Origin of the sequence: Kitasatospora sp. NPDC087271, from assembly GCF_044744605.1 — a bacterium.
Lineage (GTDB): Bacteria > Actinomycetota > Actinomycetes > Streptomycetales > Streptomycetaceae > Kitasatospora.
Map to the genome: position 1 here is coordinate 435,152 of NZ_JBIUYQ010000002.1, position 25,777 is coordinate 460,928.

Annotated in this window: 20 protein-coding genes, 1 tRNA gene and 1 pseudogene; 13 read left to right on the forward strand and 9 right to left on the reverse strand. The window is 71.2% G+C overall.

Features of this window, described 5'->3' with window-relative positions; genetic code table 11:
• Positions 1 to 37: 37 nt before the first annotated feature.
• The gene (locus ACIO9K_RS05085; protein ID WP_400327172.1) at positions 38 to 2,572 is read right to left on the reverse strand and encodes an ABC transporter permease; all 2,535 of its coding nucleotides are present in this window, start codon (positions 2,570 to 2,572) and stop codon (positions 38 to 40) included.
• 5 nt (positions 2,573 to 2,577) lie between these two features.
• Complete coding sequence (locus ACIO9K_RS05090; RefSeq protein ID WP_400327174.1) at positions 2,578 to 3,279, reverse strand: ABC transporter ATP-binding protein; 702 nt, start codon at positions 3,277 to 3,279, stop codon at positions 2,578 to 2,580.
• Positions 3,280 to 3,789: 510 nt separating this feature from the next.
• Here ACIO9K_RS05090 and lanKC point away from each other — a divergent pair.
• The 5 genes from lanKC (at position 3,790) to ACIO9K_RS05115 (ending at position 10,537) form a co-directional block, all read left to right on the forward strand.
• Positions 3,790 to 6,360 (forward strand): class III lanthionine synthetase LanKC, encoded by a 2,571-nt coding sequence (gene lanKC, locus ACIO9K_RS05095; protein WP_400327176.1) that lies wholly within the window; start codon positions 3,790 to 3,792, stop codon positions 6,358 to 6,360.
• A 148-nt stretch (positions 6,361 to 6,508) separates the two neighbouring features.
• Positions 6,509 to 6,625: a SapB/AmfS family lanthipeptide gene (locus tag ACIO9K_RS05100; RefSeq protein ID WP_363619462.1), complete on the forward strand. Its 117-nt coding sequence runs from the start codon at positions 6,509 to 6,511 to the stop codon at positions 6,623 to 6,625.
• A 75-nt stretch (positions 6,626 to 6,700) separates the two neighbouring features.
• Complete coding sequence (locus ACIO9K_RS05105; RefSeq protein WP_363619461.1) at positions 6,701 to 6,817, forward strand: SapB/AmfS family lanthipeptide; 117 nt, start codon at positions 6,701 to 6,703, stop codon at positions 6,815 to 6,817.
• Positions 6,818 to 6,965: 148 nt separating this feature from the next.
• Complete coding sequence (locus ACIO9K_RS05110) at positions 6,966 to 8,759, forward strand: ABC transporter ATP-binding protein (protein WP_400327179.1); 1,794 nt, start codon at positions 6,966 to 6,968, stop codon at positions 8,757 to 8,759.
• Entirely contained in the window at positions 8,756 to 10,537 is a 1,782-nt protein-coding gene (locus tag ACIO9K_RS05115) for an ABC transporter ATP-binding protein (protein ID WP_400327181.1), read from the forward strand. Before ACIO9K_RS05110 ends, ACIO9K_RS05115 begins: the two co-directional genes overlap by 4 nt.
• On the opposite strand, the gene ACIO9K_RS05120 is transcribed toward ACIO9K_RS05115, so the two are convergent.
• A complete protein-coding gene (locus tag ACIO9K_RS05120) occupies positions 10,532 to 11,158 on the reverse strand; it encodes a response regulator transcription factor (RefSeq protein WP_363619458.1) in 627 nt (208 codons plus the stop codon). The genes ACIO9K_RS05115 and ACIO9K_RS05120 overlap by 6 nt on opposite strands.
• A 232-nt stretch (positions 11,159 to 11,390) precedes the next feature.
• Positions 11,391 to 11,464 (reverse strand) — tRNA-Gly (locus ACIO9K_RS05125).
• A 275-nt stretch (positions 11,465 to 11,739) separates the two neighbouring features.
• Between ACIO9K_RS05125 and ACIO9K_RS05130 the strand changes: the two genes are divergently transcribed.
• Complete coding sequence (locus ACIO9K_RS05130; protein ID WP_079135746.1) at positions 11,740 to 11,961, forward strand: hypothetical protein; 222 nt, start codon at positions 11,740 to 11,742, stop codon at positions 11,959 to 11,961.
• A gap of 72 nt (positions 11,962 to 12,033) precedes the next feature.
• Entirely contained in the window at positions 12,034 to 12,609 is a 576-nt protein-coding gene (gene dcd / locus ACIO9K_RS05135; RefSeq protein WP_363579803.1) for a dCTP deaminase, read from the forward strand.
• A gap of 84 nt (positions 12,610 to 12,693) precedes the next feature.
• Here dcd and ACIO9K_RS05140 read toward each other — a convergent pair whose 3' ends face one another.
• From ACIO9K_RS05140 to ACIO9K_RS05155, 4 genes and pseudogenes are all read right to left on the reverse strand, one after another.
• The gene (locus tag ACIO9K_RS05140) at positions 12,694 to 13,584 is read right to left on the reverse strand and encodes a metal-dependent hydrolase (protein WP_363619457.1); all 891 of its coding nucleotides are present in this window, start codon (positions 13,582 to 13,584) and stop codon (positions 12,694 to 12,696) included.
• Positions 13,585 to 13,740: 156 nt separating this feature from the next.
• Positions 13,741 to 14,796: a Yip1 family protein gene (locus ACIO9K_RS05145; protein WP_363619456.1), complete on the reverse strand. Its 1,056-nt coding sequence runs from the start codon at positions 14,794 to 14,796 to the stop codon at positions 13,741 to 13,743.
• Positions 14,797 to 15,059: 263 nt separating this feature from the next.
• Positions 15,060 to 16,133, reverse strand: a pseudogene (locus ACIO9K_RS05150) (sugar phosphate nucleotidyltransferase); the annotation flags it as partial.
• Positions 16,134 to 16,440: 307 nt separating this feature from the next.
• A complete protein-coding gene (locus ACIO9K_RS05155; protein ID WP_363619455.1) occupies positions 16,441 to 18,663 on the reverse strand; it encodes a (Fe-S)-binding protein in 2,223 nt (740 codons plus the stop codon).
• A 339-nt stretch (positions 18,664 to 19,002) separates the two neighbouring features.
• Here ACIO9K_RS05155 and dnaK point away from each other — a divergent pair, with 339 nt between their 5' ends.
• From dnaK to ACIO9K_RS05180, 5 genes are all read left to right on the forward strand, one after another.
• Entirely contained in the window at positions 19,003 to 20,835 is a 1,833-nt protein-coding gene (gene dnaK / locus ACIO9K_RS05160; RefSeq protein ID WP_350876573.1) for a molecular chaperone DnaK, read from the forward strand.
• On the forward strand, positions 20,832 to 21,467 hold the full coding sequence (gene grpE, locus ACIO9K_RS05165; protein ID WP_350876575.1) for a nucleotide exchange factor GrpE: 636 nt from the start codon (positions 20,832 to 20,834) through the stop codon (positions 21,465 to 21,467). Before dnaK ends, grpE begins: the two co-directional genes overlap by 4 nt.
• Positions 21,468 to 21,705: 238 nt before the next feature.
• Entirely contained in the window at positions 21,706 to 22,863 is a 1,158-nt protein-coding gene (gene dnaJ / locus ACIO9K_RS05170; protein ID WP_363619454.1) for a molecular chaperone DnaJ, read from the forward strand.
• Between the two features lie 7 nt (positions 22,864 to 22,870).
• On the forward strand, positions 22,871 to 23,395 hold the full coding sequence (locus ACIO9K_RS05175) for a heat shock protein transcriptional repressor HspR (RefSeq protein WP_363579808.1): 525 nt from the start codon (positions 22,871 to 22,873) through the stop codon (positions 23,393 to 23,395).
• 194 nt (positions 23,396 to 23,589) lie between these two features.
• The gene (locus ACIO9K_RS05180; protein WP_400327187.1) at positions 23,590 to 24,597 is read left to right on the forward strand and encodes a hypothetical protein; all 1,008 of its coding nucleotides are present in this window, start codon (positions 23,590 to 23,592) and stop codon (positions 24,595 to 24,597) included.
• Between the two features lie 18 nt (positions 24,598 to 24,615).
• On the opposite strand, the gene ACIO9K_RS05185 is transcribed toward ACIO9K_RS05180, so the two are convergent.
• Complete coding sequence (locus ACIO9K_RS05185; protein WP_363579810.1) at positions 24,616 to 24,792, reverse strand: hypothetical protein; 177 nt, start codon at positions 24,790 to 24,792, stop codon at positions 24,616 to 24,618.
• A gap of 352 nt (positions 24,793 to 25,144) precedes the next feature.
• Between ACIO9K_RS05185 and ACIO9K_RS05190 the strand changes: the two genes are divergently transcribed.
• Positions 25,145 to 25,771 (forward strand): hypothetical protein, encoded by a 627-nt coding sequence (locus ACIO9K_RS05190; protein WP_063348539.1) that lies wholly within the window; start codon positions 25,145 to 25,147, stop codon positions 25,769 to 25,771.
• Positions 25,772 to 25,777 lie beyond the last annotated feature (6 nt).

Consider the following 25,777-nt stretch of genomic DNA (forward strand, 5'->3'; position numbering starts at 1 on the left):
CCCGGCGGCGACGGCCACGACCGCACGGCGCCCGCTACTACCGGAGTCCCATGGCCTCGACCGGCTCCCTGCGCAGCGCCAGCCGGGTGGTCAGCAGTACGGTGCCCAGACCCAACAGAGCCGCCCCGCCCAGCACCGCGGCCGCCCAGGCCGCGGATACGGACGGCCAGGCCGAGCCGGTGAGCGCGAGACTGACGGGCACCAGGACGGCGGCGGTGACCGCGGCACCGAGGGCGAGGGCCACGCCGACCGTGATGCCCCCCTCCCAGGCCATCATGCGCAGGATCTGACGGCGGGTGGTACCCACCAGGCGCAGCAGGGCGAACTCGCGCAACCGCTCGGTCGTGGCCATCACCAGGGTGTTGACGACAGCGATGGCCGTGAAGAGGCTGATCATGCCGAGGAGCAGCCGGCCGACGGCCGTGGCCGACTCCTGCCGGTGCCTGCGGGCGTCGTCGTACGCGGCCCGGTCGCTCGTACGGGCCATGGGGTAGTCGGCGGTGAGGCTTTGGAGCTCCCGGCCGACCTGCTGGGGGTCGGCGTCGGGGGCGGAGCGGACCAGGACCGTCGGCGCGAGGGGGTTCGGCGTGTGCGCGGCGGCGAACTCGGTGGGCATGAGGGCGTCGGCGAACCCCAGGTCGCGGTCGTAGACGGCGACCACCGTGGCGGTGCTCTCGCTGCCGTCCGTCCAGCCGATCCGGAGCTTGGCGCCGACGCCCGCGCCGAGTCCGGAGGCGGAGCGCTGCCCCAGCGCGACGCCGTCCCCGCGCAGTTGGTCCAGCGAGCCCGCGGTGACCCCGGGATCGAGCAGCTCGGACAGCTCGGTGGAATCGACCACCCGGGCACTGACGCCCCGCGAGCCGGCGGTGCCGGGCGATGCGTTGGACACCATGGTCATGGCGGGTACGACCCCGCTGACCGCTTTGACGCCGGGCAGTCGGCGGGCCGCGGCGACGAAGTCCGGGGGGAGCCCGACACCGTCGGCCTGGACCACGTGGTCGGCCCGCAGCCTTCGGCCGTCCTCGACCCCGGCGGCCTGGGCCTTGACGCCGGGGACGAACAGCACCGTGCTGGTGAAGGCCACCGCCAGCACCAGCGGGGTGACGGCGGCGGCGAAGCGGCGGGGCTGGGCGCGCAGGGCCGCGGACGCGAGGAACCCCGCCACGGGGAAGAGCCTGCCCACTGGTCCACCGATCACCACACTGGCGACCCGCCCGATCACCGGTCCGAGCAGCGCCACCCCCAGGAGGAGCAGCAGGACCATGCTCTCGGCCGTGCCCGCCCCGCTCCGGCTGCCCGTGGAGGACGCCAGCACCACGGCGCACACGGCGAGCGTCCCGGCCCCGAGCACCGCCCGCACCCAGCCGATCCGCGGCGCGGGCGCGGCGGACTCGCGCAGGGCCTGGGTCGGTTCGACCCGGGACGCCCGGCGCGCCGAGGCCCACACGGCGAGTTGCGCGGTGACGACGACCCCGCCGACGACGGTCAGCAGTGCGGTGGGCCCGACGTGGAGCGGGACGTCGGAGCGGACCACACCACGGTCGACGAGTACGCCGCGGAGCAGCGACGCGACGCCGACCCCGACCGGGCATCCGACCAGCGCGGCGCCGAGGGTCAGGACCAGCGTCTCCATCGCGATCATCCGCCGCACCTGTCCCGACGTGGCGCCCACCGCCCGCAACAGGGCCATCTCCCGCAGGCGTTGCTGGACGGTGAGCGCGAGCGCTCCCGCCACCACGAACACCGAGATGAACAGGGACAGGACGCCGACGGTCCCGGCGAGCGAGGCCAGGCCGTCCCCGGGCCCGGGTGTGCCCGAGAACTCCCGCTCGCCCCGCTGGTCGCCGGTGCTCACCTCGGGCCCGGACCAGAGCTCCGTCCCGGTGGCCGGGAAGGCCGTGGCGAGGACCTGTTCGACCTGCGCGGCCAGCGCCTGCGGATCGGCTCCGTCCCGTGCCGTGATGCCGATCGCGTCCGCGCCCTTGGTGGTGCCCGCGAGCCGGGCCGCCTGGTCGGGGCTGAAGAAGAGGGCGGCCTGGCGGGCCAACTCCCGTGGGGATGCGGCCAGTCCGGACACCGTGTAGGCACGGGGGGCGGTGGTGGTGGCCAGCCGCACGGTGTCGCCGGGCCGGAGCCCGCCGCGTGCGGCCGTCGCCTCGTCGAGGACCACCTCGTCGGGGCCGGTCGGCGGGTGGCCGGAGGCCAGGTGGAAGGGGGCGAGGACGGCGCTGGTCCAGGAGTGCCCGAGGGACGCGCCGCCCTGCGGGCCGGAGAGGACCTGCCCCGATCCGGTGATCACGGCGGCGGGGAAGGAGACCTCCGGGGCGACGGTCCCGGCGCCGGGCAGTGCGGCCAGCTTTCCGATCAGCGGGTCGACGTCGGCCATCCGGGTCGAGCCGCTGATCACGACCGGGGACGCCGCGTAGCGTTCGGTGGGGGTGCCCGCACGCAGGGCGGACTCCAGCAGGACACCGCACGCGGCGGTCAGGACGAGGGCGAACGACAGTGCGGTGAAAGCACCGGCGAAGCCCGCCTTGCGGGCGCGCACCGTCTGCCAGGCCAGTAGGAGCATGCCGTTCAGCGCCTTCCCAGGTGGGTCATCCGGTCCGCGACCTGCTCGGGCGAGGGGCTGGCGAGTGCCTCGACGAAGGAGCCGTCCGCCAGGAAGAACACCTGGTCCGCGTGGGAGGCGGCGACCGGGTCGTGCGTCACCATGATCACGGTCTGCCCCAGTCCGTCGACGACGTGCCGCAGCAGCCGCAGGACCTCCGTACCGGTGGTGCTGTCCAGGGCGCCCGTGGGCTCGTCCGCGAAGACGACCTCGGGTCGCGTCACCAGGGCCCGGGCGATCGCCACCCGCTGCTGCTGACCGCCCGACAGCTGGGTGGGCAGGTGCCGCACCCGGTCGGCGAGGCCGGTCCGGTCGAGGATCTCCCCCAGCCAGGCCCGGTCCGCCCGGCGCCGGGCCAGTCGCAGCGGCAGCGTGACGTTCTGCTCGACCGTCAGGGAGGGCAGGAGGTTGAAGGACTGGAAGACGAAGCCGATCCGCTGCCGGCGCAGGACGGTCAGCTCGGTGTCGCCGAGCGCCCCCAGCTCCACGCCGGCCAGCCGGACCTGACCGGAGGTCGGACGGTCGAGCCCGGCGGCGCAGTGCAGGAACGTGCTCTTCCCGGACCCCGAGGGCCCCATCACCGCGGTGAACCCGCCCCGCCGGAACTCCATCGACACCTCGCGCAGGGCGTGCACGGCCCCCGCCCCGCGCCCGTACACCTTGCTCACCCCGTCGAGCCGCACCGCCAGGTCCGGCTCCGAAGCGGAATGGGCCTGTTCCGGATCGCTGGAATCCGCAGTCCGCGAGAAAACGGGAATCCCCTCCTCGATGTGGCGCCCTGCCCTCATTTACCGCAAGCTTAGCCAAATCCACACCGCCCGCCTGGACCTCCGACAGCTTCCGGACAGCGGTCGGGCGGCACCCCCAAATGCTCCTTCCCAGGTCAAACGGCCACCAGGCCTTCTGGCGGCCCGTCCGGGAGGGTCCGGAAGTGGACAATCCATGGACACATCCATGCGAATCGCATGGGGCATTTCATGGAGTACCTCGTAGCCAAAAGGCCTCTCGGATGCCAGGATCGTACTTGTTCGAAATAATCAAACGCGAACCTCCGGAATTCGGCAAAGATAGCTTCTGTCCGGTTTTCCGGACTTCCGACGGTTCGGCCGCTCATTGCTTTGGAGTACTTCGGATAAGTCACGGGGGTAGTGATGTCCCAGCATTACGATGTGTACTGTATGGCTGATCCGACATTCTTCGACTCGCCCACCGAGTTGAAGGAGGAGGGCCTGGATTTCGCCTTGTCCGACCGGGCGGTGCCCGAGGGCTGGAGCCGGATCCGGAACGGTGACTGGGTGATATACCGCCCCGAGGGCGGCAGGCCGCTGCCCCGGCAGGGCTGGAAGATCCACACGTCCGGCCGAGCGGAGAACGCCGACAGGATTCTCGACGAGGTCTGGGACCACTGCATGAGCGAGCGCATCGCGTTCAAGCACCTGTCCGGCCGCCACATCCTGCACACCCGGAACATGAAGTACGCACACCGAGGCTCCAGCGGCAAGCTCGTCACCATCTACCCTCGGGACGAGGCCCAACTGAAGGCCGTGCTGGAGGCGCTCGACCTCCGCATCGGGGGCGAGACCGGGCCCTACATCCTGAGTGACCTGCGGTGGAACGCCGGCCCACTGTACGTGCGCTACGGCGGCTTCGCCGAGCGGCACATGGTCTCCGACCAGGGCCTGCTCATCCAGGCCATCGAGGCGCCCGACGGAACGCTGGTGCCCGACCGGCGCGATCCGGCCTTCCACGTTCCGCCGTGGGTGACGCTTCCGGACTTCCTGGCTCCCCAACTGAGGGCCCGGCAGCAGGAGTCGGTCGAGGACCTGCCCTACCGGATCCAGAAGGTGCTGCACTTCTCGAACGGCGGCGGCCTCTACGTCGGCGAGGACGAACGGACCGGGCAGCAGATCGTGCTCAAGGAGGCCCGGGCCCACGCCGGTCTGACCAGCGACGGGGCGGACGCGGTCGCCCGGCTCCAACGCGAGCGGGACGTTCTCGAACGGCTCGCCGGACTGAGCGTAGTGCCCAAGGCCATCGACTACTTCGTGGTCGGCGACCACCATTTCCTGGTCGAGGAATTCCTGGACGGTCAGCCGCTCAACAAGTTCTTCGGCCAGCGCTACCCATACAACAAGTCCAGGCCGGACAAGGCGGAAATCGCCGAGTACACGGACTGGGCCCTCGGGATCTGTCGCGCCATCGAGGAGGCGGTCGACGCGCTGCACGGGCGCGGAGTGGTCTTCGGCGACCTGCATCCGTTCAACGTCATGGTCCGGCCCGATGGCCGCGTCGCGCTGATCGACTACGAGGTCGCGGCCGGGGTGGAGGCCGAGACCAAACCGGCGCTCGGCAACCCCGCCTACGCGGCACCGCGCGACCGGACCGGGTTCGACATCGACCGGTACGCCTTGGGCTGCATCCGGCTCGCGATGTTCCTGCCCCTGACCGCCCTGCTCCGCCAGGACATCGGCAAGGCCAGGCACCTGGCGGAGGAGATCGCCGCCCGGTTCCCGGTGCCACAGGACTTCCTCGACGCCGCGGTGCGGGACATCCTCGGCCCGACCCGTACCGACGCCATTGGCTCCGGCTCCGGCTCCGGCTCCGGACTGGCCACGGCGCCCTTGCCGACGCCACGTCAGGACGGCTGGGCAAGCACCCGCGACTCGCTGGCGGGCGCCATCCTGGCCAGCGCCACCCCGGACCGTGACGACCGGCTCTTCCCCGGCGACATCGAGCAGTTCAAGACGGGCGGACTCAACCTCGCCCACGGCGCCGCCGGAGTGCTGTACGCGCTGGACGTGACCGGAGCCGGCCGTTTCCCGGAACACGAGCAGTGGTTGCTGGACCGCGCCCTGCGCAGGGACCAGCGCGCCCGGTTGGGTTTCTACGACGGCCTGCACGGCGTGGCCCACGTCCTCGATCGTCTCGGCCACCGGAGCGAGGCATTGAAGGTGATCGAGCTCTGCCTCGCCGAGGCCTGGGAAGGTCTGGGGACCGACCTCCTGAGCGGTCTCTCCGGTCTCGCGCTCAACTTCGTGCACCTCGCCGACGTCACCGGGGAATCCTCGCTGCGCGACGCCGCCTTCCGGGCCGCCGACCTGGTGTCGGGGCAGCTCGGCGGAGCGGACGACGTGCCCGTGACCAGCGGCGGACGCCATCCGTATGCGGGGCTGATGCGCGGCTCCGCCGGACCCGCCCTGATGTTCGTCCGGCTGTACGAACAGACCCGCGACGAGACCTTCCTGGATCTGGCCGCCACCGCACTGAGGCAGGACCTGCGCCGCTGCCTGGTCCGCGCGGACGGCGCCCTGCACGTCAACGAGGGATGGCGCTCGATGCCCTACCTCGCGACCGGCAGCGCGGGTCTCGCGATGGTTCTGGAGCTCTACCTGGCGCACCGCGAGGACGAGCAGTTCCGCACCGCCACCGCCGGTGTGCGGATCTCCTCGCAGTCCGAGCACTACGTCCTGTCCGGCCTCTTCAACGGCAGGGCCGGCATCCTGCAGCACCTCGCTTCGACGTCACGGCACCCACGGCCGGCGGACGACCCCGACGTGGCTGTGCAGATCAGGGCCCTCTCCTGGCACGCTCTCTCCTACCAGGGCCACCTCGCCTACCCCGGCGAGCAGCTGCTCCGACTGTCGATGGACCTCGCCACCGGCTCCGCGGGGGTGCTGCTCGCCCTCGGCTCGGCCCTGGGCGAAGGCCCGGTCCACCTGCCGTTCCTCGGCCGCACCGGCTCCGCCTGAACCGGCACGGACCGCCGGCCGCAGCGGCCCTCCCGGCCGGGCGACGCCCTCCACCGGGCCGCGTGACCGCGCCACCCCACAGACTTCCCTTCCGACCCCGGAAGGGTGCCCACAAGGGCGAGACCGCATCCACCTGAAAGGAACGACCATGGCACTGCTCGACCTGCAGACGATGGAACTCCCCACCGAGGCGGAGGAGATGACCCCGATGGGCAGCGGTCAGAGCACCGACTGCTCGAACTCCAGCTGGCTGTTCTGCAACTGACGCCGACCGGTTCGGTTCCGTCGCAGCACCCGGCACAGCACTGACCACCCGCACGACAACCCGAAAGGAACGACCATGGCACTGCTCGACCTGCAGACGATGGAACTCCCCACCGAGGCGGAGGAGATGACCCCGATGGGCAGCGGTCAGAGCTCCGACTGCTCGAACTCCAGCTGGCTGTTCTGCAACTGACGCCAGCCGACCCGCTAGTCGGTGAGGCCACCCGGTCCTGGGCGGGCACCTGCCCGGGGCCGGGTGGCCTGCGCCTTGCGTCCTCCGCACGGTCGACGCACGGCCGAAGATTCAGCAGTCCACCGCGACGACCTGGACGGGCAGAGCGATGACCGACCCCCTGGAAACGGGCGACCGTGCCGGCCCCCGATTCAGCCGTGCCGCTGACCGGCTGCTGCTGCGCACGGTTCGGCAAGCCGGCGGCTGGGCCGTCCTCCTGGTGCTCTCGGCGCTCGGGAGCGTGGTGGCCCAGGTGCTCCTCCCCGCCCTGGTCGGTGCCGCGGTGGACAGCGCGATGGCCGGCCGCACCGCGGACGGGCGGATCACCACCTGTTCCTTCGCGATCGCCCTGTTCATCGTCTGCGAGGTGCTGGCCGACCTCGCGGCGGGCCGGAGCTCCGCCACTGCCACGGCCTGGCTGCGCCGCGCCCAACTCGCCCACCTGCTGACCCTGGGCGGGCGGGCCACCGCCCGTTTCAGCCCCGGCGACCTCACCACCCGACTGATCGGCGGCGCTGCGGACGCGGGTGCCGTGGGGGAGGCCGCCGTGTGGGCGGCGCTGTCCGCCATCCCGACGCTCACCAGCGTCGTCGCGCTCTGGCTGATCGACCCGCGGCTGGCTGCGACCTTCCTCGTCGGCATGCCCGCACTGTTCCTCTTCCTGCGGTCGTACGCGCAGGACATGTCGGCCCTGATCGCCCGCTACCAGCGGGTCCAAGGGGCCATCGCCGCGGGCTTCGTCGAGGCCTTGGGCGGAATGCGGACCATCGCCGCGGCGGGGACCGCGGACCAGGAGGCGGAACGGGTCCTGCGTCCGCTCCCCGAACTGAGCAGCGTCGGACACGGGTTCTGGCGGGCACAGACCAAGGTGGCGGCGCAAAGCGCTCTCCTGGTGCCGCTGTTGGAGGTCGCTGTGCTCTCGGTCGCCGGGTTCGGCCTGGCGGCGGGCCGCGTCACGCCCGGTGAGATGCTGGCCGCCGCCCGCTACGCCGCCCTGGGCGCGGGAGTCGGCATGACCGCGATGCTCCTCGGCAGGATCGCCCGCTCCAGGGCCGCTGCCGGACGGATCGAGGAGGTCATGGCGGAGCCCGCCATGGCGTACGGGACCAGGGAGCTGCCGACCGGCACCGGGCGTCTGGAACTCCGCGACGTCACCGTGCGGGTCGCGCGGGAGACGCTGTTCGAAGGCGTCAACCTGACGGTGCCCGGCGGGACTTCACTCGCTCTTGTGGGCCGCTCCGGCGCGGGCAAGTCCGTTCTCGCCTCCGTTGTCGGACGATTGACGGACCCACAGGACGGCACGGTGCTGCTGGACGGGGTGCCGTTGCCGGATCTGTCGCACGACGGGCTCCGCGGCGCGATCGCGTACGCCTTCGAGCGCCCGGCCTTGTTGGGCGGGACCGTCGGGGAGGCCATCGCGCTCGGCGATGCGGCGGAGGCGGACCGGCCGCGAATCGCCCGGGCCGCTGCGGCCGCTTGCATCGACGCGTTCGTCCAGCGGCTGCCGGAGGGCTACCGCACCGACGTCCGGAAGGTGCCGATGTCCGGGGGCGAGATCCAACGCATCGGCCTGGCCCGGGCGTTCGCACACCAGGGCAAGGTCCTGATCCTCGACGACGCGACCTCCAGCCTCGACACCGTCACCGAGTTCCGGATCAGTGCTGCTCTCACCACCGGGTCGGGCAGCCGTACGCGCCTGGTCGTGGCCCACCGGGCCTCCACCGCCGCCCGGTGCGATCTGGTGGCGTGGCTGGACGACGGCGGCATCCGGCAGGTCGGCCCGCACAGCGAGCTCTGGGGTCTGCCCGAGTACCGGGCCGTGTTCCAACCCGAGCCGTCGCCCGGCGGGGGCGGCGCGGAGCACACCGCAGCGCGTCCCCGACAGGCCGAGGTGACCGCATGAGCAGCGTGAGCGGATCGCCGGCCGACCGGCCCGTCCCGCTACGGACCGAGCTGATCGCCCCGCTTCGCCGTCAGCCCCGCGTGGTCGGGCAACTGGCGCTGTGGTCGATGGTGGAGGCAGTGCCCGGGTTCGCCGCCGGCCGGCTGGTGGCGGCCTCGGTCGACTCCGGCTTCGGCGCCGGCCGGCCGATGGCCGGGATGGCCTACCTGGCGCTGCTCGGGGCCGCGGTCTTCCTCGGCGCATGGGCGACCCGCCAGGTGTACCCGCGATTGGCGGCCCTGGTGGAACCCCTCCGGGACGAGCTGGTGCGGCGGGTGGTGACCGGCGGGCTGCACACGGTCGAAGCACTTCCGGGGCGTCCCGACACATCGGGAGTTGCCCGGCTGACGCACCAGGTGGAGATCGTCCGCGAGGCGTACGCCGGGATCACCATGGTCGTCCGCAGGTTCGTCTTCACGGTGGGCGGCGCACTGCTGGGCATGTGCTTCCTGGAGCCCGTGGTCCTGGCCGTGGTCCTGCCGCCGCTGGTCGCCGCAGCAGGACTGCTGGCGCTGATGCTGCGCCGGACGACCGACGGCCAGCGCGAACTGCTCCTCGCGGACGAACACCTCGCCGCGATGGCCGGCACCGTCATCGCCGGACTGCGCGACGTGACCGCCGCCGGCGCCGAGCGGTGGACGGGCGACCGGCTGGAGGCGGCCGTCCGGCGGCAGGCCGACGCAGCGCAGCGGATCGCCCGGCTGACGGCGAACCGGACCATGGTGCTGGCCGTCGGCGGCTGGCTACCGCTGGTCCTTCTGCTGTCCAGCGCGTCCTGGCTGACCGGGCAAGGGGTGACGGCCGGGGCCCTCCTCGGCTCGGTCACCTACATCATGCAGGGACTCCAACCCGCGCTGCAGACCCTCGTCCAGGGCCTGGGCGGGAGCGGTGTCCGACTGGCCGTCACCCTGCGCCGCATCCTGGAATCCACTCCGGCCGTGCAGGCCCCGGCGGCCGGGGCCGTGGAAGGCCCCCACCAGCCGGCAGGCCCGCGCGGCGGGACCGGCCTCGGGCGCGGCGTGGAGCTGAACCAGGTCACCTTCGCCTACGGCCCCGGTGCCGAACCGGTGGTGCGCGACCTCGACCTCGTCATCGAAGCCGGGGACCACCTGGTCGTGGTCGGCCCCAGCGGGATCGGGAAGTCGACCTTCGCCGGCCTGATCGCCGGACTCCTCCGGCCCACGAGCGGCGAGGTGCGATTCGACGGCCGCCCGCTGCCCGACCTCGCAGCCGCGCTGGTCCACCGCCGCGTCCTGATCCCGCAGGAGGCCTACGTCTTCTCCGGAACCTTGGCCGAGAACCTGACCTACCTCAACCCCGCCGCGAGCTCGGACGAGTGGGAGGTGGCCGTGGCCGCCATCGGTCTGGAACGGCTGGTCGAGCGGCTCGGCGGCTATCGGGCCACCGTCCCGGCGGATGCGCTCTCGGCCGGCGAGCGCCAGCAGATCGCCCTGGCCCGCGCCTACCTGTCGCCTGCCGAACTCGTCATCCTGGACGAGGCGACGTGCCATCTCGACCCGGTCTCGGAAGCTCGGGCAGAGGAGGCGTTCATCCGGCGTCCGGGGACCCTGGTGATCATCGCCCACCGGATGAGCTCGGCCCTGCGGGCCCGTCGAGTCCTCGTGATGGACGGGACGGACGCCACCGTGGGAAACCACGAGGAACTGCTGGCGCGCTCGGGGCTCTACCGCGACCTCGCCGGCCACTGGCAGCGACCCGCCGGGGCCGGGGCCCTATGAGGGGCGAGGGCCGGCGGAGAGCCAGCCCATCTCCTCGGCGATCCGAATGGCGTCCACCCGGCTGCGTCCCCCGGCCTTGGTCACCGCGGCGGCCAGGTGGTTGCGGGCGGTTCCCGCCGAAATGAACAGCCGGGCGGCGATCTCCGTGACGGAGGCACCTTCCGCGGCCAGGCGCAGGGTGTCCAACTCCCTGGGCGTCAGCGGGTTCTCGCGCGCCCCCAGGGCGGCGAGGGCCAGCTCCGGGTCGATGGCGCGCTCGCCGGCGGCCACCTTCCTGATCGCCGCGGCCAGTTCCTCGGCCGGGGCGTCCTTGCCGAGGAACCCGAGCACGTGAACGGACATCGCACTGCGCAGATGCGCGGGTCTCGCCAGCCCGGTCAGGATGAGCGTCCCGCACGTCGGGAGCTTGTCGTGCAACTCGGCCGCGGCCCGGAGCCCGTCCAGACCGGGCATGTCGATGTCGAGCACCGCCACGTCCGGCCGGACCCGCAGCGCCGTCGGCACCACCAGGTCACCGCGTTCGACGTCCGCGACGACCTCCAGATCGTCCTCGTACGCGAGGAGTGCCATCAGCGCGCTGCGCACCATGGTCATGTCCTCGGCTAACAGAACCCTGATCATCTGCGTCCTCCCCTGGCAGGCAACCGCCGCCCGCGCGGCTCCATGAGACAACAGGGCTGCGGGCAGCCCGTATCCGATTGATCCACCATGCGTTACCGCGAGCGACGGAAACAACAGTGCGAACCCGATCGAACTACGGCCACCCCTCCGCGAACACGGATCCGGCACGGCGGACCCGAAGTGGCCCGGACAACACAAGAGCCGCAGGTCAGATGACCTGCGGCTCTCGGTATGGAGCGGGCGACGAGAATCGAACTCGCGCTCTAAGCTTGGGAAGCTCATGTTCTACCATTAAACTACGCCCGCCTGATGAGCCGTCAGAGACCGCTCAATCCAGTGTCACTGTACCCCATTCGCGACTGTGGTTGCACGGCCCGCCCGGGGAGTGGCGGGGCGGGCGGGGGTGGGTGGGGGGCGTACTGTGTGGGCCGCGTACGAGTGCTCCGGCGGGTGGGTTCGGGGCGGCGAGCCACGGTGTGGAATGTCCGGAGCATCCCCTAATGTGACGCTGTCCCGGGGCGAGGTCCCGCGGGGCGCGATGAGTACGGGTGAGTACTGGGTTAGGGATGGGAAGGGGATCGATGGAGCAGCGCGCCGTCGTTCGTTGTGCCGAGGGGCACCTGTTCAGCACCACCACGTTCCCGATGCAGAACCTCGGTCCGGGCCGGCTCGGGCCCGGGCGGCTGATCCGCTGTCCGCAGTGCGGGCGGCTGAGGAGTTCGGTGCTGGCCGACGTGCGGGAGCTGTCGGCGCCGCAGCTGGACCGGGCGCTGCGGCTGGAGGCCGCGGAGTTCCTGGCCTGACGGTCGACGCGAGGACGGAACGGGCCCCGGGCGGATTCGTCCGGGGCCCTGTCGTGCACGTAACCTCGAAGCGTGCTGCTCTCTGACAAGGACATCCGGACCGAAATCGACCTGGGTCGGGTCGTCGTCGACCCGTTCGACCCGGCGATGATCCAGCCGTCGAGCATCGACGTGCGCCTCGACCGCTTCTTCCGCGTGTTCGAGAACCACCGCTACCCGCACATCGACCCCTCCGAGGAGCAGCCGGACCTGACCCGGCTGGTGGAGCCCGAGGGCGACGACGCGTTCATCCTGCACCCGGGCGAGTTCGTGCTGGCCTCGACGTACGAGGTCATCTCGCTGCCCGACGACGTGGCGTCCCGGCTGGAGGGCAAGTCGAGCCTGGGCCGGCTGGGCCTGCTGACGCACTCGACGGCCGGCTTCATCGACCCCGGTTTCAACGGTCACGTGACGCTGGAGCTGTCGAACGTCGCGACGCTGCCGATCAAGCTGTACCCGGGGATGAAGATCGGGCAGCTCTGCCTGTTCCGGCTCTCCTCGCCGTCGGAGCACCCGTACGGCTCGGAGCGGTACGGCTCGCGCTACCAGGGCCAGCGCGGCCCGACGCCGTCCCGTTCGTTCCTGAACTTCCACCGCACCGACGTCTGATCCGGGCGGAGCGCACGCAGTACGGGCGGCCGACCCTCGCCGATGACGGACGAGGGGCGGCCGCCCGTCGCGTTTCCCGGGTGCTCAGGCCCGCTTGGGGCGGGTGACGGCGACCAGTTCGGTGCCGTCCTCGGAGAGCCGCAGTTCGGTGCGGAGTTCGGCGAGTTCGCCGAGGTGGTGCAGGTGGGTGCCGCCGCAGGAGATCTGCGCGCCGCCCTCGGGCAGCTCGCAGTGCCACTGGCGGCGGGCGGTGAGCTCGGGGCCGGGGACCTCGATGCGGACCGGGGCGTCGGCGGCGACCCAGGCTGCGAGCCGGGCGTTGACGGCCTCGGTGAGGGCGGGCAGGGCGTCCGCGAGGGCGGGGAGCTCGTCGGTGGCGTCCGCCGTGAAGCCCTTCTTCTTCAGCGACTTGCCGAGCCGGTAGGTGTCGGTGCTGGCCTCGGTGTCCATCACCGAGGTGGCCATCGCGAGGCTGTCGAAGTCGGGGTGGCCGAGGGCGTCGGAGCGGCCCGGATCCTTGCGCCAGCGCGGCGCGAGGGCCTCGTTGAGGGCGAGGGCGAGCAGGTGGCAGCCGCTGTGCGAGGCACTGAGGGCGGCCCGGCGGTCGGCGTCGACGGCGAGGACGGCGGTGCGCCCGACGAGGTCGCCGGGGTCGGTGTCGACGACGTGCAGGACCAGCCAGGACCACTCCTCGTCGCCGCGCCGGACCGGGATGTCGGCCCCGGCCAGCGGCGTTCCACCGTCCGGGCCGACGGCGCCGGTGAGGCAGTCGACGACGGCCAGCTCGGTGCCGTCGACGGTGAGGGTGCCGAGGTCCGCGGGCTGGTCGGGCCAGGTGTGGTCGAGCGGGTGGAACGGGGTGGCCCCGGTCACGACGGCGTGCCGGCCGTCCCCCAGCGGGTGCACCGCGATCACCGTCGACTCGCCGGTCACCGCCCCGGCCGGGAAGCTGACGTGCGTGGTGGGGAGGGTCATTCCTGGCTCCGGTGACGTGGAACGGGTGAGGGAGTGAGGGGGTGGGGAGTGAGGGAGTGGAGGCGTGAGGGGGTGGGGGGTGAAGGCTGAGGGGGTGAAGAGGGTGGACGGGCCCCGGCCTGACCGGGATCCGTCCACCATTGTGCCCTCCGGCCGTCAGCCCAGGGTCGGCAGCTTGATCAGCACCAGCAGCGCGAGCAGTTGCACCGCCGAGGCGGCGGCCGCCTTGCCCCAGGGCAGGTCGTGCACCCGCCGGACCATGCTGGTCAGCAGGTACGCGCAGAACGCCCAGGTGGCCCATCCGGCGACCTGGACGACCGCGCTGCCCGAGGGCAGCACCAGGTCGAGCAGCAGCCGGGGCGCGTCCGTCAGCCAGCCGATCAGCGCGGCCAGGCCGACCGTCGACTTCCACGGGCCGTCCCCGCCGAGCTGGCGGGCCAGCGCGTAGGTGACGCCGCCGAAGACCGCTCCGGCCACGGCGAAGCCGATCGCGGCGGCGGCGATGCCGGTCAGCGCGACGGTGAAGGTCGAGTCGACGATGTCGTCGTGGGTCAGGCCGATGCCGAGCACCGCGAGCGCGCCGTACAGCATCGAGACGGTGAGGGCGGGCAGCCAGACCTGGTGGTCGCGGGCGCGGTCGAAGGTCGCGGTGGGGGCGCGGAAGATGCCGATGAGCAGTTCGCGCCAGTGCGGGCGGGGCCCGGCGACGTGCGGGGCGGACTGGCCGCCGGCCCGGTAGACGGTGACGTTGTCCTGGCCGTACGGCGGCTGCTGCTGCGGCCCGTAGCCGTCCTGGCCGTAGCCGTCGCCCTGCGGGTGTCCGCCCTGGTCGTAGCCCTGGTCGTAGCCCTCGGCGCCGTACCCCTCCTGCGGGTACCCGGGGTAGCCGGCCGGTCCGGGGTGCCCGGGGTACTGGCCCTGGTCGTAGTACCCCTGGTGGGGCGGCTCCTGCGCGTACGGGTCGCCGGTCGGGAAGGCCCGGGTGCCGCCGGGCCGGTCGGCGGCGTACGGGTCGTAGCCGCCCTGCGGGCCCGGGGCGCCGGGGCCTCCGGGCCTGCCGTCGGGGCCGTCGGTCACGCCCCGGTGCGAGGTCGTGAAGTACTCCGGCCCGTCCGTCTGCCCGTGCCCCCCGGGCCCCGCCGGCGGCGGAGGGGGCGCCCACCCGCCGTGGGGGTCGGCGCCCTGCCCGCTGTCGTATCGATTACCAGCCACGCTCTGACGGTACCCGTCCGGCCCAATCCGCGTGGGGCCTGGACGGAGCCGGGGCCGGTTTGCAGCGAGCCTGAGACGAACGCGGCCGAAATCCCGCCGCCGACGGCGCCACCGCCGATCCGCCGACGGCGCTACCGCGACCCTGCGACAGCGACCCGGCGACAGCGCTACCGCGACCCGGCGTCCTGCTACCGCTGCGCGCTGACCGAGGGCCCGTGCACCGCGGCGGCCGCGGCGGTGCCGGCCGGGCAGCCGCCCGGGCCGGCCGAGGTGCGGACCGCGCCGACCGGCAGCAGGGTGCCGCAGGCGATCCGGATGCCGTTCGGCAGCTCGTTGTCGGACTCGACGATCGCGCCGTCGCCGATCACCGCGCCGTCCAGCGCCGAGCGGGCGCCGACGGTGGCGAAGGCGCCCACGATGGAGTCCTTGACCAGGGTCTCCGGGCCGACCACCGCGCCCGGCAGGATCACGCTGCCCTCGACGATCGCGCCGGCCTCGACCACCGCGTTCGCGGAGACCACGGTGCCGCCGCTGAGCACCGCGCCGGGGTGGACGGTGGCGCCGGGCAGCAGCAGGGCGTCGCCGGTCGGGCCGGGGACGGCCGGGGAGTCGACCTTGCCGAGCACCAGGTCGGCCGAGCCGCGGACGAACGCGGCCGGGGTGCCGAGGTCGAGCCAGTACGAGGTGTCGACGACGCCGCGCAGCAGCGCGCCGGTGGCCAGCAGCTCGGGGAAGGTCTCGCGTTCGACGGACACCTCGCGGCCGGCCGGGATGCGGTCGATGACGGACCGGGTGAAGACGTAGCAGCCGGCGTTGATCTGGTCGGTGACGATCTGCTCGGGCGTCTCCGGCTTCTCCAGGAACTCCAGCACCCGCCCGTTCGCGTCGGTCGGGACGAGGCCGAAGGCGCGCGGGTCCTCGACCCGGGTGAGGTGCAGGGTGACGTCGGCCCCGGCGGCCACGTGACCGTCGCGCAGGGCGGCGATGTCGACGCCGGAGAGGATGTCGCCGTTGAAGACCAGCACGGGCTCGTCGGGGCCGCAGGTCAGCCCGGACGCCGCGTTGCGGATCGCGCCGCCGGTGCCCAGCGGCTCGCGTTCGGTCAGGTAGACCAGCTCGATGCCGTACGGGGTGCCGTCCTGGAAGTGGTCCTCGAAGACCTCGGCCAGGTAGGAGGTGGCCAGCACGACGCGGGTGACGCCGGCGGCGGCCGCGCGGGCCAGCTGGTGGGCGATGAAGGGGACGCCCGCCACCGGCAGCATGGGCTTGGGGGTGTGGGTGGTCAGCGGACGCAGTCGCGTGCCCTTACCACCGACCAGCATGATCGCCTCGGTCATGGTCTGCGCTGTTCCCCTTGTGCTCTGCGGCCCGGCCCGGCGGGCCGATACCTCCGTCGGTGGTCAGGACCCGTCCGGCCGTCCGGAACGGGTCGACCGGCGCGAGGCCGGTCTGCCGCCTACTGTATTTCCTCCCAACGGGCGGACACTCAGGCGGCCGTGCGATTGGCACCACTCCCCTACGAGTCCCGCCCCGGATCCGCCCCCGGTCCGGCCCGTCCCGGCCCCCCAAAAGCCCGGCCCGGCGGGCGCTCTCGCGGCGACCACCGGGCCGGGCAGTTGTAGCAGAACTGTCGAACAGAGGACGCTACGCGTCCACCGTCGCAGGCTCCTCGGCGGCGGCCGGCGGGGTCGCCTTCACCGAGTCGAGCAGCAGCTGGGCGACGTCGACCACCTTCAGGTGCTCCTTGGCGGCGCCCTCGTTCTTCTTGCCGTTGACCGAGTCGGAGAGCATCACCAGGCAGAACGGGCAGGCGGTGGAGACGATGTCCGGGTTGAGGGACAGCGCCTCGTCCACGCGCTCGGTGTTGATCCGCTTGCCGATGCGCTCCTCCATCCACATCCGGGCACCGCCGGCGCCGCAGCAGAAGCCGCGCTCCTTGTGCCGGTGCATCTCCTGCTGGCGCAGACCGGGGACCTTGTCCATGATCTCGCGCGGCGGGCTGTAGACCTTGTTGTGGCGGCCCAGGTAGCAGGGGTCGTGGTAGGTGATCAGGCCCTCGACCGGGTTGACCGGGACGAGCTTGCCCTCGTCGATCAGGTGCTGCAGCAGCTGGGTGTGGTGGATGACCTCGAAGTGGCCGCCCAGCTGCGGGTACTCGTTGGCGATGGTGTTGAAGCAGTGCGGGCAGGTGGCGACGATCCGCTTGACCGGCGCGTCCTCCAGGGCCGCGTTCAGCGTCTCGACGTTCTGCGCGCCGAGCATCTGGAAGAGGAACTCGTTGCCCAGCCGGCGGGCGGAGTCACCGGTGCAGGACTCCTCCTTGCCGAGGATGGCGAACTTCACGCCCGCGGTGTGCAGCAGCTCGGCGAAGGCCTTGGTGGTCTTCTTGGCGCGGTCCTCCAGGGCGCCGGCGCAGCCGACCCAGTAGAGGTACTCGACCTCGGCGGGGTCGATGTCCTCGCCGATCACCGGCACCTCGATGCCGGTCTCCTTCTTGAGCTCCTTGACCCAGTCCAGGCGGGCCTTGGTGGCCATGCCCCACGGGTTGCCCTTGTTCTCCAGGTTCTTGAGCATCGTCCCGGCCTCGGTCGGGAACGAGGACTCGATCATCACCTGGTAGCGGCGCATGTCGACGATGTGGTCGATGTGCTCGATGTCCACCGGGCACTGCTCGACGCAGGCGCCGCAGGTGGTGCAGGACCACAGGACGTCCGGGTCGATGACGCCGTTCTCCTCGGCGGTGCCGATCAGCGGGCGCTCGGCCTCGGCCAGGGCGGCCGCCGGGACGTCCTTGAGCTGCTCGGCGGTGGCCTTCTCCTCGCCCTCCATGTCCTTGCCGCCACCGGCCAGCAGGTAGGGCGCCTTGCCGAAGGCGTGCTCGCGCAGGCCCATGATCAGCAGCTTCGGCGAGAGCGGCTTGCCGGTGTTCCAGGCCGGGCACTGCGACTGGCAGCGGCCGCACTCGGTGCAGGTGGAGAAGTCGAGGATGCCCTTCCAGGAGAAGTGCTCGACCTGGGAGACGCCGAACACGGCGTCGTCGGCCGGGTCCTCGAAGTCGATCGGCTGACCGCCGCTGGTCATCGGACGCAGGGCGCCGAGCGCGGTGCCGCCGTCCTCCTCGCGCTTGAAGTAGATGTTGAAGAAGCCGAGGAAGCGGTGCCAGGCCACGCCCATCGAGGGGTTGATGCCGATGGTGGTCGCCCACGCGAACGAGATGCAGATCTTCAGCATCGCGAAGAGGTAGATCAGGTTCTCCAGCGTGCCGTGCGACAGGCCGCTGAAGGCGGAGACCAGCGGGTACGAGACCAGGTGCTCGGGCCCGTACGAGTCGACGCCGTTGAGGGCGCCCTCCAGGGCGCGCAGCATCAGGATGCAGAGGCCGATGCCGAGGATCGTGTACTCGACGTAGAAGGCCTGCCAGGCGATCGAGCCGGCGAAGCGGGACTTGCGGCCGGACCGGGACGGCAGGCTGAGCAGCCGGATCACGATCAGCGTCGCGATCCCCAGCGTGGTGAGGGTGCCGACGAGCTCGACGAAGAGCTGCCAGAGCATCCAGTGGCCGATGATCGGCAGCGCGAACTCGGCGTCGAAGAGCTGGCCGAAGGCGTTGACGATGGTCAGCACCAGGCTGAAGAAGCCGACCGCGACGAACCAGTGGGCGATGCCCACGATCCCCCAGCGGTTCATCCGGGTGTGTCCGACGAACTCGACCGCGACGGTCTTCACCCGCTGGGCGGGCTGACCGAAGCGGGTGGGGTCCGGCTGGCCGGTCCGTACCACTTTGTAGATGTACAGCGCCGCACGGGCGGCGAGCGCGGTGCCGATCACGAACGTGACCAGCGAGATGACGATCGCTGCTAGCTGCATCGGCTCTCCGTCTCCTGCGGCTTGCTGTTGAGCGGTCTTTGAACGGTCTTGCGTGGAAGGGATTGTACTCGCCGGTAACTTCCCGGGCCGACGGCCCGGACATTACCGCCCACCACCAGTCCTCCAGAAGGTTCCCAAGCTATGGCGGCAGTCACGTGGCGCCACACGCGCCGCGGCCGCGACCACGGCCGCGACCACGGCCACGGGAAGTCACCGCGGCCGCGGGAAAGAGAACGCTCAGCAAAGTTGAGCGGCAGCGACTCATCCCTGTTGACGGCACCCATCCGGTCATGCATCCTTGAGCCTGTAAAGCTCAACTCTTCCGTGGAGGTATTTACGATGGCACGCGCGGTCGGCATCGACCTCGGTACGACGAACTCGGTCGTCAGCGTTCTGGAAGGTGGCGAGCCCACCGTCATCACGAACGCCGAGGGCGCGCGGACCACGCCGTCCGTCGTCGCTTTCGCGAAGAACGGCGAGGTCCTGGTCGGCGAGGTGGCCAAGCGTCAGGCGGTCACCAACGTCGACCGCACCATTCGCTCGGTCAAGCGCCACATGGGCACCGGGTGGAAGATCAACCTGGACGGCAAGGACTTCAACCCGCAGCAGATCAGCGCCTTCGTGCTGCAGAAGCTGAAGCGGGACGCCGAGGCCTACCTGGGTGAGACCGTCACCGACGCCGTCATCACCGTTCCGGCGTACTTCTCCGACTCCGAGCGCCAGGCCACCAAGGAGGCCGGTGAGATCGCGGGCCTCAACGTCCTGCGCATCGTCAACGAGCCGACCGCGGCCGCCCTGGCCTACGGCCTCGACAAGGACGACCAGACCATCCTGGTCTTCGACCTCGGCGGCGGCACCTTCGACGTCTCCCTGCTGGAGATCGGCGACGGGGTCGTCGAGGTGAAGGCCACCAACGGTGACAACCACCTCGGTGGTGACGACTGGGACCAGAAGGTCGTCGACCACCTGGTCAAGGTCTTCCAGGCCGGCCACGGCGTCGACCTGTCCAAGGACAAGATGGCCCTGCAGCGTCTGCGCGAGGCCGCCGAGAAGGCCAAGATCGAGCTGTCCTCGTCCTCCGAGACCTCGATCAACCTGCCCTACATCACGGCCTCCGCCGAGGGTCCGCTGCACCTGGACGAGAAGCTCACCCGCGCCCAGTTCCAGCAGCTCACCTCCGACCTGCTGGAGCGCTGCAAGGTCCCGTTCCACAACGTGATCAAGGACGCCGGCATCTCGCTCTCCGAGATCGACCACGTCGTCCTGGTCGGCGGCTCGACCCGCATGCCCGCCGTCGCCGAGCTCGTCCGCGAGCTGACCGGCGGCAAGGACGCCAACAAGGGCGTCAACCCGGACGAGGTCGTCGCCATCGGCGCCGCGCTCCAGGCCGGTGTCCTCAAGGGTGAGGTCAAGGACGTCCTGCTGCTCGACGTCACCCCGCTGTCCCTCGGCATCGAGACCAAGGGCGGCATCATGACCAAGCTGATCGAGCGCAACACCACGATCCCGACCAAGCGCTCCGAGATCTTCACCACGGCCGAGGACAACCAGCCGTCCGTGCAGATCCAGGTCTACCAGGGCGAGCGCGAGATCGCGGCGTACAACAAGAAGCTGGGCATGTTCGAGCTGACCGGCCTGCCGCCGGCGCCGCGCGGCCTGCCGCAGATCGAGGTCACCTTCGACATCGACGCCAACGGCATCATGCACGTCGGCGCGAAGGACCTCGGCACCGGCAAGGAGCAGAAGATGACCGTCACCGGCGGCTCCGCGCTGCCGAAGGACGACATCGAGCGCATGATGCGCGAGGCCGAGCAGTACGCGGAGGAGGACCACAAGCGCCGCGAGTCCGTCGAGACCCGCAACTCCGCCGAGCAGCTCGTCTACTCGACCGAGAAGTTCATCGCCGACAACACCGACAAGCTCCCCGCCGACGTCAAGGCCGAGGTCGAGACCGCCATCGGCGAGCTCAAGGAGGCCCTGAAGGGCGAGGACATCGCGAAGATCCGCGAAGCCTCGGAGAAGGTCTCCACCACCGCGCAGAAGCTCGGCCAGGCGCTGTACGCCAACGCCGACGCCGCCGCCCCGGCCGGCGAGTCCACCCAGGCCAAGGACGACGACGTCGTCGACGCCGAGATCGTGGACGACGAGAAGCCCAAGGGCGGTGCGGCATGACGGACAAGCCGCAGGGCGGCAAGCCCGGCGACGACTCCGCCGCCGACGAGGCTGTGATCAAGGCCGCCGAGGAGGCCGCCGCAGCCGGCGCCGCCGACTCCGGCTCCGGTGCGGGCTCCGACGAACTCGCCGCTGCCAAGCGGGAGTCGGCCGAGCGCACCGCCGACCTGCAGCGCCTGCAGGCCGAGTACCAGAACTACCGCAAGCGGGTCGAGCGCGACCGGCTGACGGTCCGCGAGATCGCGGTCTCCAACATCCTGGAGTCCCTGATCCCGGTGCTCGACGACATCGGCCGCGCCCGCGAGCACGGCGAGGTCACCGGCGGCTTCAAGTCCGTCGCCGAGTCCCTGGAGACGGTCGTCGCCAAGCTGGGCCTCCAGCAGTTCGGCAAGGAGGGCGAGCCCTTCGACCCGACCATGCACGAGGCGCTGATGCACAGCTACTCCTCGGACGTCACCGAGGACACCTGTGTGCAGATCCTCCAGCCCGGCTACCGCATCGGCGAGCGGATCATCCGCCCCGCCATGGTCGCCGTCGCGGAGCCCCAGCCGGGCACCCAGACCACGGCCGCGCCCGACGGCGAGGCGAAGTCCGGGGACGCGGACAAGTCCGACGGTGGTTCGGACAGCTGACAACCTGTGACAGCTGACAACCAGTGCGCTGCGGAGTCGTACGCCGGCCAGTACGGCGGCCGGCTCCGCAGCGCGCTGTCAACAGCGCCAGGTGAAGCGGCTGTTGACAGCGCAGCGACGATGGACATCGGGAGGTGGCGGCAGCTATGAGCAAGCGCAGCGAGCGAATCGTTGAAAAACGAATCGTTGAAAGGCGCGTGTTGCGCGGAGCGGCTGCCGAGCGGAGCGAGGTGGACGCATGAGTGGCAAGGACTACGTGGAGAAGGACTACTACAAGGTCCTCGGCGTGCCCAAGGACGCCACCGCCGCCGAGATCAAGAAGACCTACCGCAAGCTCGCGCGCGAGTTCCACCCGGACGCCAACAAGGGCGACGCCAAGGCCGAGGAACGCTTCAAGGACATCTCCGAGGCCTACGACGTCCTGTCCGACGAGAAGCGCCGCAAGGAGTACGACGAGGCCCGCAGCCTCTTCGCCAACGGCGGCTTCCGGGCCGGCGGCCCCGGCCAGGGCAACGGCAGCTACAACTTCGACTTCGGCGACCTCTTCAGCGGCAGCCAGAACACCGGCAGCGGCGGGCTCGGCGACGTCTTCGGCGGGCTCTTCAACCGCGGCGGCGGCCGGCAGGCCCAGCCCCGGCGCGGCGCCGACGTCGAGACCGAGGTGACCCTCGCCTTCGACGAGGCCGTCGACGGTGCGACCGTCCCGCTGCGGATGACCAGCCAGGCCCCCTGCCGCAGCTGCAACGGCACCGGCGCCAAGTCCGGCACCACCCCGCGGGTCTGCCCGACCTGCGTCGGCGCCGGCACCGTCAGCCGCGGTCAGGGCGCGTTCGCGCTCTCCGAGCCGTGCAAGGACTGCCGCGGGCGCGGAATGATCGTCGACGACCCGTGCGTCGACTGCCACGGCAGCGGCAGGGCCAGCTCCGCCCACACCATGCAGGTCCGCATCCCGGCCGGCGTCCAGGACGCCCAGCGCATCCGGCTCAAGGGCAAGGGCGCCCAGGGCGAACGCGGCGGACAGCCCGGCGACCTCTACGTCACCGTGCACGTCGGCCCGCACCCCGTCTTCGGGCGCAAGGGGGACAATCTCACCGTCACCGTCCCCGTCACCTTCCCCGAGGCCACCCTGGGCGCCACCATCGAGGTGCCCACGCTGAACGGGCCGGCCGTGAAGCTGAAGCTGCCCCCCGGCAGCGCCAACGGCCTCACCATGCGCGCCCGCGGCAAGGGTGCCACCCGCAAGGACGGCACCCGCGGCGACCTCCTCGTCACCGTCGAGGTCGTGGTGCCGCGGCACGTCACCGGGGACGCGCTGAACGCCCTGGAGCAGTACCGCGAGGCCACCGCCTCCGACGACCCACGAGCCGCCCTGTTCCGGGCGGCGAAGGGAGCGTGACGACCAGATGATCCCCGACAGCCCCATCGGCCCCGGCATCGGTGAAGGCCTGCCCGGCATCGGCTCCGGCCTGCCCGGCGACGGCCGCCGCACCCGGCGGCCCACCGCCCCGCCGCAGTACGTCCTCACCGAGGACACCCCGGTGTACGTCATCTCCGTCGCCGCCGAGCTCTCCGGCCTGCACCCGCAGACCCTCCGCCAGTACGACCGCCTCGGTCTGGTCAGCCCCGACCGCACCGCCGGCCGGGGCCGCCGCTACTCCGCGCGCGACATCCAGCAGCTGCGCGAGGTCCAGCGGCTCTCCCAGGACGAGGGCATCAACCTGGCCGGCATCAAGCGGATCATCGAGCTGGAGAACCAGGTCACCGCGCTCCAGTCCCGCATCGGCGAACTGGTCGACTCCCTCGAAGGCGCCACCAGCGCCCTCCAGCAGCGCGAGGCCGCCGTCCACGCCTCCTACCGCCGCGACCTCGTCCCCTACCAGCCCCCCACCCAGTCCAGCGCCCTGGTCGTCTGGCGCCCCAAACGCTGAGACTTGGCTGAACACCTCCGGCCGCCGGCTCCCCTCCACCCGGGGGGTGCCGGCGGCTTGATCGTGGTGAGAGAGTGCTGTCGAACAAATCTGGCCGCCCTCACCGATGCCACCCGATCTGGCATGCTGCACTGCGATTCCGGTATTGGTGCCCGGCAGGTAGTGCAGACACGGCCACGGCAAGGAGCCCGCAGATGAGTGGACGAGAACAGCCCAGTGCCGCCGCGATTGGGCCCTCCGTCCTCTCGAAAGAAGCGCGGGAGTTGTATCTGGCGGTCATCCGCGAGAACGGACGGCTTCCGAAGGACTCCGACCTCGCCAGGGCGGGCGGGGCCCAGGAGGAGCTGGTGGCCATAGGCCTTCTGGTCGCCGACACCGACGAGCCCGGTGTCCTCGTCGCGGTCGACCCCCAGCAGCTGTCCGAGAGCCTCTCCGTGACCTGGCAGCGCCAGGCGCTCGACCTGCTCACCCGCGCGTCGGCCCTCGCCACCGACCTCCACGACCTGACGGCCGCCTACCACTCACCGGAGCAGGCCGGCGGCGCGATCGAGTACGTGCGGGGGAAGGTGCTGATCAACCAGCGGGTGCAGCAGATCGTCGCCAGCGCCTCGGAGGAGATCCTCGCCGCCCAACCCGGCGGGCCGCGCCCGTCGGAGGCGCTCACCGGCATCCTCACCCGCGACCTCGAAGCCCTCCGCCTGGGCATCACGCTCAGGACGATCTACCATCCGAGCACCCGGTACCACGCTCCCACCAGGGAATACGTGGCCACGATAACCAAGGCCGGCGGACGGTTCCGGACGCTGGAGGAGCCCTACACGCGATTGATCGTCATCGATCGCCGAATCGCGGTCATCCCCATCGCCGAGGACCTCAATCTGGCCGCCTTCGTGCACGATCGGGCCGTCATCAGCTACCTGATCAGCGAGATCTTCGAGCGGAACTGGAGCCGGGCGCTGGACTTCGACGGCGCGCGCGCCGTTCCGCAGCAGGTGGTCTCCGGGATGCGGCAGACGATCATCGACCTCATGCTCGAAGGCGTGAACCACCGGGTGATCGCCCGCAGACTCGGCATCAGCGAAAGGACGCTCGCGCGGCACCTGGCCGAGATGCGCGACGAGCACAATGTCGAGTCGCTCTTCCAACTCGGGTACGCATTGGCCAGGAACAGCGTTCCGACCGACTCCGACAGCTATCACTGACCAAGCGTCGCGGCGGTCTCAGTTCCAGATCGTGTCATTGGCCAGCGCCATGGTCTTCGGCGCTGCCGCATCGTGGGAAACCCCGATGTTCCAGATCGTGTCGTCGGCCGGACTCGAACCGCTGCTGATAAAAAGCGCCAGACCCACAACGACTGGAACCAGGACAAACCGCACCACCCGGCGTATCCGAGACATGGTGCCCCCTCTCTTTGTTTAAGACTTGACGCGGGTACCCAGCCATTGTTTCGAACAACCTGCCACATAATGCCGCAAGCCCATGCCGGAAGCCAGGGGGCCTGCTACCCCAGTGCGTCATCTCTCTGCCAGGCATCGAGATGACACCACGGCTCTGTGGACGGTGGCGACGGTCGACAGAGACGATCAGTGCACTCCCCAACCCCTCTCGCGGGAGGGGGAAGACGGGGACACCACAAACAACATGTCCATGACTAGTTCGTTTCGACCACAACGAATGCACAGCAGCATTCCGATAGTCACCACCCAACGGGGCGATCGGCCTGGTTGGCACCTATCCCCGGAGTCGACAATGAGTGAGCCCTACCTGCGAGAGCACGCCGGACAGACCCCCGAGGGCCGGCGTGCGCGTGTGTTCCTGGCCGCGCCGCTGATGCGGCTGACCGGGCCCGCGGACAGTGTGGTGACGCTCGCCAGCCGGACGCGGCTGACGACGCTCCGTACCACCCTGCTCCGCAGCGGTGCCGCCGTGTACAGCGCGCACCACAGTGATGCCTGGACCGTCGCCGGGCAGGCGCCGGAGCCCCGGGTGCCGTCCGACTTCCGGGCCCTGCAGTCCGCGGACCTCGTGTTCGCCTACGTCGGGGCGCCGCTGTCGGCCGGGGTGAGCCTGGAGCTGGGGTGGGCGTCGGCGCTGCGGAAGCCGATCGTCCTCCTCGTCGACGAGGCCATCACGCACAACCCGCTGATCGCCACCATCGAGCAGGTCGCCCCCGTCCTGCCGCTGGTCTTCGACGACACCTGGTCGCAGGAGGCCCTCAACCACACCGTGGAGACCGCGCTCGACTGGGCCGGCATGGCGCTGTCCCTGCGCGAGGGCTTCTGGACCGCCCCCGGTGAGCAGTTCAACGTCCCCCGGCAGCAGCCCCCCGTCGTCGGCCGGGCCGGCTACTGGCCGACCAGCGCCGCCACCGGCTGAACAGCG